Raw genomic sequence first — 15,281 nt, forward strand, 5'->3', positions numbered from 1 at the left:
GTTTCGATGCGTCCACCACTCACCCCTTGCGTGCAACCCATTGCACCCACATGCTGTTCCTGGCGCGAATCTGCTGATGGCCCGCAGCAATTGGCGCGCAAAAAGAAGACTTGATTGAAAGACGCGTAGAACATGGCTGGCAGGGCTTCGGCGAACAGCACCCGCAATGGCGGCAAGGAACAGCGCCGGCGCGTTACGATGACCGATGTTGCCAAGGCCGCAGGTTGCTCGCAGGCCACCGTATCCTTCGTCCTCAATCGCACGGCCGGCATGAAACTGTCGCAGCAGACACGGGACCGCGTCATCGAGGCCGCGCGCACTTTGGGCTATGTTTCGCCCACTTTTCCCGTCCGTGCTGCCGGCCCGGCGGCCCGGGTTCAACCGATAGACGGCATTATCGGCTTTGCGGTTGACCAGCTGGCCACCAGCCCCGAGGCCGTCGTGGCGATCGAAGGCGTGCGCCAGGCCTCCTGGAATGCCGGCAATGTCGTGCTCGTGGCGCAGACCCTGTGCGACGCCGAAATGGAGCCGAGGACGCTCCGGGCGCTGACGGGCCCCGGCGTATCGGCCCTGATCTACATGGCCATCTTCACCCGCGAGATCGTGGCGCCGGCCTATCTGTCCGAGCTGGACATCCCGGTTGTGCTGCTCAACTGCTACACCGCCGATCATGCCTTTCCGGCCGTGGTGCCCAGCGAGATCGCGGGCGGCCAGATGTCGACCCGCCATCTCATCGACCACGGCCACCGCCGCATCGCCACCATCACGGGCGAGCCATGGATGGAGGCGGCGCAGCACCGGCTCAAGGGCTATCGTCGCGCGCTGGCCACGGCCGATATCCCCTTCGACCCCGAACTGGTGGTGGAGGGCGACTGGTCCGCTGGGGCTGGCTACCGGGCCACAGTGCAGTTGCTGGCCCTGCCGAACCGGCCCACCGCCATTTTCTGCCAGAATGACCGCACAGCCATCGGCTGCTACGAGGCGCTCAAGGAGGCCGGCCTGTCCATCCCCGAGGACATCTCCGTCGTCGGTTACGACGATGAGGAAATCGCCCGCCACATCAATCCACCCCTGACCACCTCCATCCTGCCGCACCGGGCCATGGGCATGTGGGCCGTGGAACAGCTCGCGGCCGATCCCAGCGAATCCAAGCGCTATCCCATCACCAAGCTCGAATGTCCCCTGGTCGAGCGTGCCTCGGTCGGCCCGCCGCCGCCTGTTGTCACCAGGAAGATAGTCGCCGAATAGCCGCTAGGGCTGCTTGGCCGCGCCAGCCCGGGCCTCAATGAAGCGGATGGCGGCTTCTATGCCATTTTCCTGACGGATCGCTGCACCGAGCTCACCCGCACGTCTTCGCATCTCTGGCGCGTCCATTGCCCTGATGGCATCCGCAAGCGCGTCGGCCGACAGGCTCTTGCGGTCCAGCGGACGCGGCCCCACGCCAAGCTGTTCGATCCGCCGCCCCCAAAACGGCTGGTCGCCAAAGAACGGAACGATTGTCGTCGGCAGGCCGGCGCGCAGCGCGGCACCCGTGGTGCCGGCGCCGCCATGGTGGATTGCCGCGGCGACCAGCGGCAGCAGGCGGTCATGCGGCGCCGCGGCAATGCGGTGCATATGTGCCGGCAGGGCCTGGCCGCCGAGCGCTCCGCCGCCGGTCGCCAGCAGTCCGCGCTTGCCGGTCCTGGCCAGGGCTTCGGCGACCAGTGCCGTCATCGCCTCGGGGTCGATGCCGGGCACGCTGCCAAATCCGACATAGATCGGCTTGTCGCCAGAAGCGAGGAATTCGGCGAGCGCGGCATCGGGCGCCCAGTCTTCGCCATCAAGGAACCAATAGCCCGAGACCAGGACGTCATCGCCCCAGTCGTTCGGGACCGGGATGACCTCGGGGCTATAGGCATAGAGCGTCCCGACCGGATTGTTGGGACGCGCCCGCAGGCCGAGCGTCCGATGTCGCCACGCGCGCAGCTCCTTGGCAAACAGCAGCTCGCCTCCCCTGGTGGCCAGCAGGTGACTGACCTTGTTGAGGGGGCCCAGGGAATTGAAGGGCAGGAGAGGGCTCGGAAACGCCGATGTTGGCGTGAAGCCGGGCAGGGGTGACGCAAGGATGCCGGGCACCCCGAGCGCCGTCGCCAGATGCGGGGCGGCAAGGGACTTTGGGTGATGCAGGATCAGGTCGGGGCCGAATGACCTGACTGCGGCCGTCTCCGCTTCAAGCAGCTGATCCATCAATGGCCGCATATATTTAAGCAGCTTGAGACCTGCACTGAAGCCCTGGCCGCCGCCGATAGCAGCCTTGCCCTCTTCGGTGTCCATCAGGGCGAGGAACTCGCCGGGAAGGCCGATAAACGGTATGGCATGCGCCCCGACCAAGCTCTCGAACTGCACGGGAGCCGCGATCTGCACGTCGTGGCCTCGGCGGACGAGGCCTATTGCCAAGGCGATATAGGGCTGGACGTCGCCGCGCGTGCCCAATGTCTGGATGGCGATCCGCATCACGATCCCTCCCGGGCCTTCCCCTCGCCGCCTATTCTGCAGGTCGCGCCAGGTAGTTGTCGATGAGCCGTGTGGTGCCCAGATGCGCCGCAACAGCGAATAGCGCGCCGGCTGGCCCGATCGTCTCTATGGCAGCAAGGCTCTCCGGATGGCGGACCTCCCAGTATTGCAGCTTGAGCCACGGCTCGGCAGCCAGCACCGCCCGCCCGATACCTGCCAGCGTTTCGGCGTTTCTCTCGCCGGCCTCAAAGGCAAGGCGCGCGGCTTCGAGGCTGGCGAAAATGGCCGGCGCTGCCCGGCGGTCCGCCGCATCGAGGTAGATATTGCGCGAGCTCAGCGCCAGGCCGTCCGGCTCCCGCACGATAGGGCCGCGGACAATATCGATCCGCAGGTTGAGATCGCGCACCATGCGCTCGATCACCACGCATTGCTGCGCGTCCTTCTGCCCGAAGACGGCAATATCCGGGGTCACGATGTTGAACAGCTTCAACACCACGGTGGCGACGCCGCGGAAATGGCCGGGCCGAACGGCGCCGCAGAGCGGTAGCGACACGCTCTCCTCGACCACAAAGGTGGATGCATCCTCGGGATAAAGCTCGGCCACAGGCGGCAGGAAGACTGCGTCGATCCCAGCGCCCTCCAGGAGGGCAATGTCAGCTTCGACCGGGCGCGGATATTTGCTGAGGTCCTCGCTCGGCCCGAACTGCAGCGGATTGACGAAAATGCTGGCAATGCTCACCTCGGCGCGGTCCCGCGCCAGGCCCATCAGGCTCATATGGCCGGCATGCAGCGCGCCCATGGTCGGCACGAGCGCGACCTTCTGGTCCGGCGGCACCTGGTCCCGCCAGGCGCGCAGCTCGGCAATGGTCCGCAAAATGATGGTCATGCGATCAGGTCCCAAAGGCGCTTCGCGAGGTCAGTCTTGCTCATCACCGGCAGCGACACGGCGTCTCTTCCGGCCCGAAGCAGGATGCCGCCATTGGTTGGGACGGAAAACCCCGTCGATGTCGTCTCCCCGGTTCGGGCCACCGGATTGGCGAACAGATAGTCGAGCTTCTTGCTCTCGAGCTTGCTGCTGGCATTGGCCTCGATGTTGTCCGTTTCCGCAGCAAAGCCGAAAAACCACTGCCTGGTCGCGGCCTGCCGCAAGGCACCGAGCACGTCGACCGACGGCACCATATCCAGCACCGTGTCCGCGGCGGCGCGCTTGAGCTTGCTGGCGGAGGGCGCTGCCATACGATAGTCCAGCACCGCCGCGGTGGCGATCACGCCGCCCACTTCCGGCAGGAAGGCCAGCGCCGCTTCGGCCATCTCCTCGGCCGTGCGCACCTCGACCAGCGTCAGGCGCTCGGCTGTGCCCCTCGGCGCCACGGGGCGGACCACGCCCTTGTCCACGCCGAGCACATAGCGCACCCGGGCGCCCCGCCGCATGGCTTCCTCGGCCATGGCCGCGCCCATGCGGCCCGTCGAATGGTTGGTAATGTAGCGGACCGCGTCGATCGGGCTGGTGGTCGGGCCGGCGGTGATCAGGACGGTGAGATCGGCCAGGTCGCTGCTTGGCTGGACCAGGCCGGCTTCGATTGCCGCGACAATGCCCGGCACCGGCGCCAGTTTTCCCACGCCGACCTCGCCGCAGGCCAGTGTCCCCGCGGCTGGATCCACAATGGCGGCGCCGCGTTGCCGCAGTGTCTCCAGATGCCCCTGGGTAGCGGGATGCTCCCACATCACAGTGTTCATTGCCGGCGCGATCAGCAGCGGCGCCGTCGTCGCCAGGGCAATGGTGGTCAGCAGGTCGTCGGCCAAGCCCAGTGCGAGCTTGGCCAGCACATTGGCTGTGGCTGGAGCGACGACCACGATGTCGGCCCATCGCGCCAGGTCGATATGCTCGGTGCCCGAAATGTCTGCCCCGAACAGGTCCGATTTGACCGGCCGGCCACTCAGCGTTTCCAGCACCAGCGGGGTGACGAATTGCTGCGCACTGGCCGTCAGCACGCACTGCACCTGATGGCCCCGCTTGGTCAGCTCCGACACCACATCGGCCATCTTGTAGGCCGAGATGCTGCCCGTCACGGCGATGAGGATGTTACTTGTCATTGAGCTGTCCATAGCGGAAGAGACCCAGAAGCGTGAGGTCGGGCTCAAGGCGGAAACGCTCGGAGAGCCGGATCAGGCGCGAGCAGCCGCCCGTCGCCACCAGGGTCGCCTGGGCAAAGCCCGCATCCCGCAGCAGCCGGTCGGCCATGCCCTCGATCAGCGCCTCATAGCCCTGCAGCACGCCACTCTGGATTTGCGTTTCGGTGGTGTTGCCCACGGCATTGTCCGGACGGATCAGCTCGACGGCAAAGAGCTTGGCCGCACGACCCTGCAGCGCCCGCCAGCTGGTTTCGAGACCCGGAACGATCGCTCCCCCTATATAGCCGCGCACGGGGTCCACGAGGCAAAAGGTGGTCGCCGTGCCCGCATCGACGATCAGCAGCGGCGCTGCCGCTCGCTGCAGCGCACCGGCGACATTGCACAGCCGGTCCGCGCCCAGCTGTTCTGGGTGCGGCAGGTCCAGTTCAAAATCGCGCGCCAGGCCGGCATTGACGAAGAGGCAGGAGAGGTCGCCGCAGGCCTGGGCCACCACGCGCTCCAGCGCCGGCACCACTGTGGAAAGGATCACCCGATCCACCACGTCCCAGACGCTGCGGCCCAGCGGGTCCTGAAACAATTGCCGCAGCAGCATGCGATACTCGTCGGCGGTGCAATGCGGATCGGTGCGAAAGCGCATCTCGGCGACCGGCCCGCCTTCCGCGCGAAAGATGCCGGCAACGGTATGGGTATTGCCGATGTCGAGCAGCAACCAGTGTTCAGACAAGGGGTGGCTCCTCGGAAGGGCTTTTGACATCGGCGATATAGGCGGTCACAGCGTCGCGGACAATCGCGGCGACGTCCGCCTTGGGCTTGGCAAAGCTCGGTGCCGGCTGGATGCCGAGGCCGATAAGGTCGTTGATCACCAGCACCTGTCCCGCGCAACCGGGGCCCGAACCGATCCCGATCGTCGGGATGTCGAGGAGCCCGGTGATCTCGGTGGCCAGTTCGGGCACGACCATTTCCAGCACAATGGCAAAGGCCCCCGCCGCCTGCAGGGCCTGTGCCGCTTCGATCAGGATGCGCGCCTCGGCATCGGTCTTGCCGTGCCGATAATAGCCACCGAGCTGGTGCACCGCCTGCGGCGTCAGCCCGATATGGGCCATCACGGCAATGCCCTGTCCCACCAGCCTGGCAACAGTGGGCACGGCCGCAGCGCCGCCTTCGATCTTGACGGCCTGGCAGCCGGTTTCCTGCAGCACCGCAACCGCGCTGCGCAACGCCGTTTCGGGGTCGGTCGCCGTGCCGAAAGGCAGGTCGCAGACCACGATTGCCCTTGTGCTACCCCTTTGCACCGCGGCCGCGTGACGGATCATGTCGGCAAGGGTCACGGGGAGGGTGGTTTCATATCCCAGCACGACATTGCCCAGGCTGTCGCCCACAAGCAGGATATCGATCCCCGACTGGTCGAGCAGGCTCGCCGTGACATGGTCATAGGCTGTGAGCATGGCGATCTTCTCGCCGCGTTGCTTCAATGCCTGGATGTCACGTGTCGTCAGTCGCTTGGTGCCAGTCTGAACAGACATAAGATTCCCTGATTTGGTGCGCCCAGGGGCTTGACCCCTGGCAACAGTTCCGAGCACCGGCTGGGTGGTCTGGCCTGACCACGTTTCGGCAGGGCACGTGGTATCCGTCGCGCCACCTGCCATCAAGACCCGTTGTCCGTGCCTGCCCGTTCCGTCGATATAATGGCCTGCGCGAAGGCGGGCGCCAATGCGGCCATGGTATGACGCGGCCGGCGGGCTATCGCCTGCGCCACAGACGTGGTCTATCGATGACGCAGGCGTGTTTGGGCATCGCCCGACCCAGGCCATAAGGTCACGATGGGGTGCGCACTGGGACTTGGAATGACATTTTTTAAGCTCGAAGCCGGTTCCGGTGGGACCGATACGGAGCCACTTGGAGTCGTTCGCCACTCGACGAGCTTCTCGGCCCCCTCCGTGCCGTCGGCAATCATGCAGGCCGAAAGCCTGATCTACCGCACACCCGCTCTCTACGAGAACTGTCGTGCCGTCGTCGTGACGCTCGATGCCGGCCTGGTGGTCTGGTCCCGCATGCTCGTGGGCCAGCGCACCTAGCGAACCAACCGATGCCGGGCCGTCGCGGCTACTCCACCGTAACCGACTTCGCCAGGTTGCGGGGCTGGTCGACATCGGCCCCCAGATGCACGGCCGCGTGATAGGCCAGGAGCTGGACGGCAACCGCGGCAATGATCGGCGCCACGAAGGGATGCACCTGTGGCATGATGATCGTCTGCTGCGCCATCGCCCCATGCGTGGCCGCGCCCTGCGCGTCGGTGATGAGGATGATCCGCCCGCCGCGGGCACACACTTCCTGCATGTTGGAGATGGTTTTCTCGGTCAGCTCGTCCGACGGCGCGATCACCACCACGGGCACAGTCTCGTCGACTAGCGCGATGGGGCCGTGCTTGAGTTCGCCGGCGGCATAGCCCTCGGCGTGGATATAGGAGATTTCCTTGAGCTTGAGCGCGCCTTCCAGCGCGATCGGATAGAGCGAGCCGCGACCAAGGAACAGCACATCGCTGGCCTTGCTGAGGCCTCGGGCGATCTCGGCGATATCCTCCTCGACCATCAGGGCCTTGGCCAGCGCCCCGGGCAGCGACACCAGCGCGCCGACCAGTTCGGCCAGGGCGGCATCGTCGAGCGCTCCACGCGCCCGCCCGGCGACCACGGCCAGGCACGCCAGGGTCGCCAGCTGCGCAGTCAGCGCCTTGGTCGACGCGACGCCGATCTCGGGGCCGCAGAGCAGGGGGAAGACCGATCCGGATTCGCGCGCAATGGTCGATTCCGCGACATTGACCACGCTGGCTATGTGCTGCCCATTGGCAGCGCAATAGCGCAAGGCGGCAAGGGTGTCGGCGGTCTCGCCCGATTGCGAGATGAAGAGGGCCAGCCCGTCCGGCTGCAGCGGCGGCTGCCGGTAGCGGAACTCGGACCCCACGTCGATATCGACCGGCAGCCGGGCATGGCGCTCGAACCAGTACCGCCCCACCGCACCTGCCAGATAGGCGGTGCCGCAGGCCGAGACCGTCATGCGGCTGAGCTTGGCAAAGTCAAAGGCCAGCGGCTGGTGCACGGCGAGCGTGTCGGTAGCCCGATCGATGAACTGTCCGATGACGCGCGAGACGGCGTCGGGTTGCTCATGGATTTCCTTGGCCATGAAATGGCGATAGGGGCCTTTCTCCACGATGCTGGAGGAAGCGTTGCTGTGATGCAGCATGCGGCTGGCCACCATGCCATCGCGCGTGCGGATCGAGGCCTTTTGCGGCGTCACCACGGCCCAGTCGCCATCGTCGAGATAGGTCACCTTGTCGGTGAACAGCGAGAGCGCCAGGGCGTCCGAACCCAGGAACATCTCCCCATCGCCATGGCCGATCGCCAGGGGCGAACCCTGGCGTGCCGCCACGATCAGGCCCTCTTCGCCATGGAACAGGAACAGCAGGGCAAAGGCGCCCTCCAGCCGGCTGACGGTAGCCTGCACGGCGGCCACCGGCGACAGGCCCAGGTCGAGCCAGCGCGTCGCCATCATCGCCACCACCTCGCTGTCGGTCTGGGTGACGGGCAGGTAGCCATCGGCTGCCAGCTCCACCAGCAATGAGCGATAGTTCTCGATGATGCCGTTATGGACCACCGCGACGCGCGGCGTGGCATGGGGGTGGGCATTGAGCTCGGTCGGCGCGCCATGGGTCGCCCAGCGGGTGTGGCCGATCCCGGTCACGCCCATCAAGGGGGAAAGGGTCAGCTTCTCGGTGAGGTTGACCAGCTTGCCGGGCGCGCGGCGGCGCTGGATTTCACCATGGTCCAGCGTGGCGATTCCGGCGCTGTCATAGCCCCGATATTCAAGCCGCGCCAGGGCGCCGATCAGCCGATCGACAACCTGTTCCCGCCCCGCAATTCCCACGATGCCGCACATGATGAGTCTCCCGACTGTTCTCCGATGAGGCTAGGGCAGACGCCGGTCACCGGCATTGATGGCAGTCAATGCAAGAGGACCTGCGCACAGACAAATGCCCTGCCGAGGCAGGGCATTTGCGCCATGGCAGCGTGTGCGCTACCGGCGGGGAGTCAAAGGATGAAATCATCATTGGTGAGCGTGATCAGCCCGGTAAGTTCCACATGGAAATCGGCGACACGATCCCCGTTGATGTCCCCCATCACGATGGTCTTGTCGCTGGCAGTTCCGGCAGGGTCCTCCTGCAGCCAGCGCAGCTGCCCACGCGCCCCGGTAAAGGCCGCGCCCTGCGTCGCCAGGAAGGTGAAGGCATTGTCACCTGGCAGCAGCGTGTTGGCGTCGATGGCAGCAAAATTCATGACATCCTCGCCGGGAGTGAAGTCGGTGATGACATCGCGGCTGGTAGTGGTCCTGCCCATCTCGGACACCAGGTTGAAGTAGAAAGTATCGTCGCCAGGCCCGCCGGTCATCACATCACGCCCGGCGCCACCGGTGATGCGGTCATTGCCCGCGCCGCCGAGCAGGGTGTCGGCACCCGCCAATCCCTGGAGGATGTCATCGCCATCGCCGCCATTGAGCACATTGGCGCCCGATGAGCCGGTGATGACGTCATTGCCCGTGCTGCCGATGACATTCTCGATGGTGTTGAGCGTGTCCGAGCCGGTCTGGCTGCTCGTGGCGGTGCCGGCGGTCAGGTTGACTGTGGCGCCCGCAGTGGTGAGCGAGAGATCATAGGTATCGACGCCGGCATTGCCGGTATAGCTGTCATTGCCATCGTTCAGGGTGGCCATGAAGATGTCTGCGCCACCCCCGCCCAGGGCTGTGTCGCTGCCCTCACCGCCATAGATGACGTCATTGCCGCCACCGGCCGATATCGTGTCGTTGCCAGCCAGCCCCTGATAGGTGTTGGCGGTGCTGCGGGAGGTCAGATTGTCTGCGCCCGCCGTCCCCATGATCACATTGGATGGCAACAGGTCCATGGTGGAGCTGCCCTGTGCCAGCTTGCTGCCCGCTGTGGCAGTATAGGCGAAGGTAACGGCCGATTGGTTGTTGGCCGGGGGCGTATAGGTCCACTGGCCGGCGCCATCTGCCGCCAGCGTGCCGATGGACGCCGTCAGCGTGGTGATGCTGAAATCACCGCTAAGCCCCGAGCCGACAAGCTCGGCAGCCGTGATCATGCGCGACGTATTGGCCATGAGCGGCGTCAGGGTCGTCGTCGCCAGCACATCGACCACCTGGCTGGTGGCCGTCGAGACAACCGTTTCGGTCGTGCCGCCGCCATCCACATAGCTCACCACGACGCGCACGAGCTGGTCGGCATCGGCCTGCACCAGCCGATAGGTCGCCGCCGTCGCCCCGGCAATGTTGGTGAAGACAGAGCCGCTGCCGCGCTGCCACTGGTACGAGAAGCTCCCCAGCCCATCCGGATCGCTGACCAGCGCCGCGCTGGCACTGAGGATGACATTCTCGATGGCCGCGCCGGTTATGGTTGGTGCGCCCGTCGGCAGGTCGTTGGCATTGAGCACGCTGAGCGTCAGTGTCTTGGCGACGTTGAGCGTCCCGTCACTCGCCGTCAGCGTCATGGCGATGGTCGAACCGGCCTCATAGTCGAGCGCCTGGCCTGCCTTGAGGTAAAGCGCGCCGGTGGGCGCGTCGATCTCGAAGCGGGCATCGGAGACAGTCACCGCATTGTTGCGGAAGGCGGGCGCCAGGTCGGGATCGAGTACAGCCAGGTCCGCGACCTTGGTGCGCAGCAGGTTGTTTTCTGCCACGCCCACCTGATTGGTGACGACGATATCGCTGGGTGCCTCGTTGACATCGCCCAGCGCCAGCGTGACCGACTTGGAATAGCTTACCGTCCCATCTGCCGCCGTGAGCGAGAGCACGATCTCGGGCGTGGCCTCGAAATCCAGCACCTGGCCAGCCTTGAGATAGAGCGCGCCCGTCGTCGTATCGATCTCGAAGCGCGGATCCGAGACGCTCACCACATTGTTGCGCAGCAGCGGATCGGTGTCCGGGTCGATCACGAGAAGGTCGGCCACCTTGAACCGGTCCGTCGTGTTTTCCGGCACGGCGACCTGGTTGCTCAGCACGATGTCGGTGGGCGCCAGATTGGTCCCCACCTGCCGCAGCGCCACCACATGGGTGCCGATGCCGCCCAGATCCAGCGTCAACAGGTCGCCGACCTGGCTCACGATGGTGGCGCCGGTCACCTGATAGGACATGCCTGCAGACTGCTTGACGTCGATGACGACCCGGCCTTCGCCCGCAATGGTGAAATCGAGTTCGGTGCCATTGCCGCTCAGCGTCAGCAGCTGGGCGCGGGATCCGATCGAGGTGATATGCGTCACATCCGCCGCGCTGGTGCCGAGCTGCACCTCGAAGCTGCCGCCATCGGCATCAAGGAAGACGCTGTCCGCGTCATAGGCGTACCAGTTGGTGACCGAGCTGATGGTCTTGCCGCCCAGGTCATCCAGGTTGAAGGCAAAGGTCCCCAGCTGGCCGGTCTGTGGCGCGGCGTGCATGGTGATGACGTCACCATTCACGCTGAAGCCGAAATCGGTGCGTTCGAAGGCCTTGATGCGCGCGGCCAGGTCGGCCAGCGTCACGAATTCCGTGCCTGCCGCATGGGCGGTGGCGATGAAATTGGTGAACATCGCCTCGGTATAGGGCGAGGACTGGCCGGCATCGAGCGGCCAGGCGGTGACACCATAGTCATGCCAGGGCCAGACCACGATGGGCATGTCCGAATTGGCATTGAGCTGAGCCCATTCGGCGGCCCATTTGGCCTCGGCCTGCTCGACATTGAGCCCCAGCCACCCCATCAGGGTGAAGTCGAACGACATGTTGGGGGCAATATAGACCCCGCCCGTGTCACTGGGCGACAGATAGCCGATGGCGCCCGGATAGCCGGCGCCGAGCATGGAAGCGCCGCCGCTCAGGTAATCGTAGAACTGGATGATGGCGCGCGCCGTCTCCAGGTTTTCCGGCATGCCGGGCACGGCGGCGCCCACCACGGGCGATCCGATGCCATCCTCGATGGCGTGACGCGAGGTTTCGAACTGGAACCGGTACGAAGCCTCCAGAATGGCCTTGGACACCGGGTCGAGCCCGCCGGGATTGGTCGAGGTCAGCGCCGCCTGCAGGGTGGCATTGATCTGCCCCACGCTCATCTGCGCCAGCGCGTCGATCACGGCCTGATCGGCATCATACCGCGCGCAATAGGGGCAGAAGCAGGCCGCCGGATTGTCGAGCAGCTGCGCATATTGCGCGATGCGCTGGTCGAGCAGTTCCTGCGTCACCACATCGGGCAGCAGCAGGTTTGTGTCGGACGGGTGGCTGTAGGAATGCGAGCCGATCTCGTTGCCCATGGCCAGCATGGCCTGGTAATACTGGTTGGAGATCAACCAGTTGGTTTCCTGGTCGGGCGAATAGAGCCCCACATTAATGTAGTAGGAGCCGACGAAATTGTAGTCGGTCTTCCACTGCTGCAGGATGGGCAGCATGGCGTCGTAGATGCCGCCGTCCACATCGTAGGTTTCCTGAGACTGGTCCATGTCGTTGCGCGACGCGAACAGCGACGTATTGCGCGTCATGTGCAGCGATACGGTCGGGCCGCCGGCTTCCTCGTTGACCCAGTCGATGGCCTGGCCCAGCAGGTTCACGTCGCCCAGCAGGGCGTCGGTGGCGAAATGCACATTGCGGCCGCCGGTCACCGTGCCGAGCACCGCGCCGGTGGTGACGCCATTGACCACCTGTTCGGCGATGACGCTAACCGAAGCTGCATTCGGATTGGCCGCGGAGAAATACGATGTGGCCGCATTGGTATAGGTATGGATGGTCGAACCGTTGGCATAGCCTTCGGTCATCGCATGACCGGCATCGGTCGCCTGGATTTCGACCGTGCCCGAAGCGCCCCCGGTGCGGTTGATCCCGAACAGGGTCTGCATGCGCTCATAGGCATTGTTGGGCAGGCTGGCATTGGCCGCGTCATTGGTCATGAAATCGCCAGCCGCGATCAGTGACACGTCATACTGGTAGACCAGCTTGGTCAGCACGTCCTGGATGGCCGCATAGTCTGCCGGCACATTGCGGAACGAGGGGAAGATGATCGCGTCATAGTTGACCAGCTTGGAGAGGTCCGTGAGGTCGCTCTCCCCGATCAGGTCGAATGGAATGCCGGCCGCCATGGCCTGGCTCTGCGCCGCCATCACCAGTTGCGAATAGGCCATCTGGCTGAAGTAGTTGTTGGCTGTCGTCTGGGAGAAGACGATGGCGACCTTGTTGCCGGTTTCCGTCGCCGCGGGCAGGGATGCCGGGTCGTAAACCGTATAGGCCGGCTGCTGGTAGTTGGACGGCAGGAAGACGCCATCATTCACATCGGCCAGGATGCTGATGCTGGAGACCGAAGCCCCGATCAGTGCCTTGGGCACAGCAAATTCGATGCTCATGCCATCGGGCGCCAGCATGTAGTCGATCGTGCCGACCAGGGTCTGGCCAGCGCCGCCACTATAGAGCCGCGCGACGCCGTCCGCCCCGATATTGACGTTGAATTCGGCGCCCCCGGCAAAGCCGAACACCTGTGTCCCGGTGGCCGCATTGCCATCGGTATTGAGCCAGAACGTGGTGTTTGGCCCGATGGCGACGGCGCTCTTGAAGCCGAAATTGAAGCTGCCATCGGCATACTGGCCATAGAATTCGTAGCCATCGATGGTGTTCATGGGCGTCTCGAGCCGCTGGCTCGCCGTCCACTCGGTCAGCAGCCCGTCAAACTGGCTGGGTGGAACGGACGCCGGATCCACAATTGTGTAGCCGCCATTGGCATAGGTGGATGGCAGGAAGACGGAATTGTTCACATCCGCCAGCAGGGTGATTGCCGTCACCGAGGCGCCGATGAGGCTGCGGGGCACTGCAAATTCCATGCTCATGCCATCCGGTGCGACCTTATGATCGATTTCGCCGACAAGCGTCTGCCCATCGGCACCGCTATGGAGCCGCGCCACGCCGTCGGCGCCGATATTGACGTTGAACTCGGCGCCGCCGGTGAAGCCAAAAATCTGGTACCCGGTGGCGGCATTGGTGTCGGTATCGAGCCAGAAGGTTGTGCCCTGTCCGATGGCGACCGCGCTCTTGAGCGCAAAGACGAAACTGTCCCCGTCCAGAGTGCCATAGAGTTCGTAGCCCGCAACGCCATTCGTCGCATTGTCGAGGCGCTGCTCCTGGGTCCATTCGGTCAGCAACCCGTCATAGGGCCCCACCGGTATCGACGCCGGGTCGACCAGGACATAGCCGCCATTGGCATAGGCGGGGGGCAGGAAGACGCCGTCATTCACATCGGCCAGAAGCGTCACTGCGGTGACACTGGCGCCCAGCAGGGCCCTGGGGACGGCAAATTCCATGCTCAGCCCATCCGGGGCGATCGCATAGTCTATTGTGCCCACCAGCGTTTCGCCGGCCGCTCCGCTATAGAGCCGCGCCACGCCGTCAGCGCCGATATTGACGTTGTATTCGGCGCCGCCGGTAAACCCGAAGATCTGATAGCCCGTAGCAACGTTGCCGTCGGTATTGAGCCAGAACGTTGTGTTGGGGCCGATCGGCGCCGCGCTGCCAAGGCCGAAGACGAAGCTGTCGTCGACAACCTTGCCATAAAGCGCATAGCCGGTGACCCTGGTCTCCGGCGTATCGAGGCGCTGCTCGGCCGTCCATTCGGTCAGTAGGCCGTCATATGGGCCCGGAGGGACAACCACCGGCTCGGTCAGCACATAGCCCCCCGCCGCGTAGCTGGGGGGCAGGAATACGCTATTGTTGATATCGGCCAGCAGCACCACCGAATTGACCGAGGCGCCAAGCAGCGCCTTGGGAACGGCAAACTCCATGCTGAGCCCGCCGGGAGCGATCTTGTAGTCGATATCGCCCACCAGGGTGCCGCCATCGGCACCGCTGTAGAGCCGCGCAATGCCGTCGGCCCCGATATTGACGTTGAACTCGGCGCCGCCTGCCCAGCCGAAGATCTGGTGGCCGGTGGCGATGTCGCCATCTGTATTGAGCCAGAATGTGGTGTTGGGCCCGATTGGCACGGCGCTACTCAGGCCGAAGACGAAGCTCTCATCGATAACCTTGCCATACATCTCGTAGCCGGCGACGCCCGTCTCCGGCGTATCGAGGCGCTGCTCGGCGGTCCATTCGGTCAGCAGGCCGTCGAACGGCCCTGGCGTCACGATAGTATAAGCGGCAAAGGTGTAGTCGGAGGGCAGGAACACCGAGTTGTTGATGTCCGCCATGATCCCGACGCTCGACACGCTGGCGCCGAGCAGTGCCTTGGGCAGGGCGATCTCAAGCACCATGCTGTCGGCGCTGAGGGCGTAGCTCAGATCGCCGACCAGCGTCTGGCCGTCGGCGCCGCTATAGAGCCGTGGGACCCCGTCGGCTCCGAAGTTGACGTTGAACTCCGCTCCGGCGGCAAAGCCCCAGACCTGATAGCCGCTCGCGACATTGGCGTCGGTGTTGAGCCAGAGCGTGGATGTGGGCCCGATCGGCTGCGCCGAGCGCAGCGCGAAGTAGAATGTGTCGCCCTCCAGGCGGCCATACAGCTCGTAGCCGGCGACAATGGTGGCGGCGGTTTCCAGCCGATCCAGATTGGTCCAGTCGAGTAATGTTCCGTCCAGAGCGATGGCCATTTGGGGTTC

The 15,281-nt window shown here is 64.9% G+C and carries 9 protein-coding genes; 2 read left to right on the forward strand and 7 right to left on the reverse strand.

Annotated features, from left to right (window positions below):
* Positions 1–132 precede the first annotated feature (132 nt).
* Complete coding sequence (locus ACLI1C_RS03490; protein ID WP_411395464.1) at positions 133–1,248, forward strand: LacI family DNA-binding transcriptional regulator; 1,116 nt, start codon at positions 133–135, stop codon at positions 1,246–1,248.
* A 3-nt stretch (positions 1,249–1,251) separates the two neighbouring features.
* Here the strand turns inward: ACLI1C_RS03490 and ACLI1C_RS03495 are convergent, their stop codons facing one another.
* Genes ACLI1C_RS03495 through panB form a run of 5 tightly spaced genes read right to left on the reverse strand, consistent with a single transcriptional unit; the run spans position 1,252 to position 6,149 of the window.
* A complete protein-coding gene (locus ACLI1C_RS03495; protein ID WP_411395465.1) occupies positions 1,252–2,493 on the reverse strand; it encodes a glycosyltransferase in 1,242 nt (413 codons plus the stop codon).
* A gap of 31 nt (positions 2,494–2,524) precedes the next feature.
* Entirely contained in the window at positions 2,525–3,379 is an 855-nt protein-coding gene (panC, locus tag ACLI1C_RS03500) for a pantoate--beta-alanine ligase (RefSeq protein ID WP_411395466.1), read from the reverse strand.
* Positions 3,376–4,587, reverse strand: a complete 1,212-nt coding sequence (gene coaBC, locus ACLI1C_RS03505) for a bifunctional phosphopantothenoylcysteine decarboxylase/phosphopantothenate--cysteine ligase CoaBC (protein WP_411395467.1) — start codon at positions 4,585–4,587, stop codon at positions 3,376–3,378. The genes panC and coaBC overlap by 4 nt, the downstream gene beginning before the upstream one ends.
* The gene (locus tag ACLI1C_RS03510; RefSeq protein ID WP_411395468.1) at positions 4,577–5,350 is read right to left on the reverse strand and encodes a type III pantothenate kinase; all 774 of its coding nucleotides are present in this window, start codon (positions 5,348–5,350) and stop codon (positions 4,577–4,579) included. Before ACLI1C_RS03510 ends, coaBC begins: the two co-directional genes overlap by 11 nt.
* Entirely contained in the window at positions 5,343–6,149 is an 807-nt protein-coding gene (panB, locus tag ACLI1C_RS03515; RefSeq protein WP_411395470.1) for a 3-methyl-2-oxobutanoate hydroxymethyltransferase, read from the reverse strand. The genes ACLI1C_RS03510 and panB overlap by 8 nt, the downstream gene beginning before the upstream one ends.
* Positions 6,150–6,470: 321 nt before the next feature.
* On the opposite strand from panB, the gene ACLI1C_RS03520 reads away from it, so the two are divergent.
* Positions 6,471–6,701 (forward strand): hypothetical protein, encoded by a 231-nt coding sequence (locus tag ACLI1C_RS03520; RefSeq protein ID WP_411395471.1) that lies wholly within the window; start codon positions 6,471–6,473, stop codon positions 6,699–6,701.
* Positions 6,702–6,729: 28 nt separating this feature from the next.
* On the opposite strand, the gene glmS is transcribed toward ACLI1C_RS03520, so the two are convergent.
* Positions 6,730–8,556 carry a glutamine--fructose-6-phosphate transaminase (isomerizing) gene (gene glmS / locus ACLI1C_RS03525; RefSeq protein WP_411395472.1) on the reverse strand — a complete coding sequence of 609 codons (1,827 nt, stop codon included), beginning with the start codon at positions 8,554–8,556 and terminating at the stop codon, positions 6,730–6,732.
* A 152-nt stretch (positions 8,557–8,708) separates the two neighbouring features.
* Positions 8,709–15,272: a cadherin-like domain-containing protein gene (locus ACLI1C_RS03530; protein WP_411395473.1), complete on the reverse strand. Its 6,564-nt coding sequence runs from the start codon at positions 15,270–15,272 to the stop codon at positions 8,709–8,711.
* Positions 15,273–15,281: the final 9 nt, after the last annotated feature.

The organism is Devosia sp. XGJD_8, assembly GCF_046614475.1.
Lineage (GTDB): Bacteria > Pseudomonadota > Alphaproteobacteria > Rhizobiales > Devosiaceae > Devosia.

Excerpts from the sequence above, each read along its gene's own strand:
- ACLI1C_RS03490 (WP_411395464.1), top strand. The coding sequence starts at position 133 with ATGGCTGGCAGGGCTTCGGCGAACAGCACCCGCAATGGCGGCAAGGAA.
- ACLI1C_RS03495 (WP_411395465.1), bottom strand. The coding sequence starts at position 2,493 with ATGCGGATCGCCATCCAGACATTGGGCACGCGCGGCGACGTCCAGCCC.
- panC (WP_411395466.1), bottom strand. The coding sequence starts at position 3,379 with ATGACCATCATTTTGCGGACCATTGCCGAGCTGCGCGCCTGGCGGGAC.
- coaBC (WP_411395467.1), bottom strand. The coding sequence starts at position 4,587 with ATGACAAGTAACATCCTCATCGCCGTGACGGGCAGCATCTCGGCCTAC.
- panB (WP_411395470.1), bottom strand. The coding sequence starts at position 6,149 with ATGTCTGTTCAGACTGGCACCAAGCGACTGACGACACGTGACATCCAG.
- ACLI1C_RS03520 (WP_411395471.1), top strand. The coding sequence starts at position 6,471 with ATGACATTTTTTAAGCTCGAAGCCGGTTCCGGTGGGACCGATACGGAG.
- glmS (WP_411395472.1), bottom strand. The coding sequence starts at position 8,556 with ATGTGCGGCATCGTGGGAATTGCGGGGCGGGAACAGGTTGTCGATCGG.
- ACLI1C_RS03530 (WP_411395473.1), bottom strand. The coding sequence starts at position 15,272 with ATGGCCATCGCTCTGGACGGAACATTACTCGACTGGACCAATCTGGAT.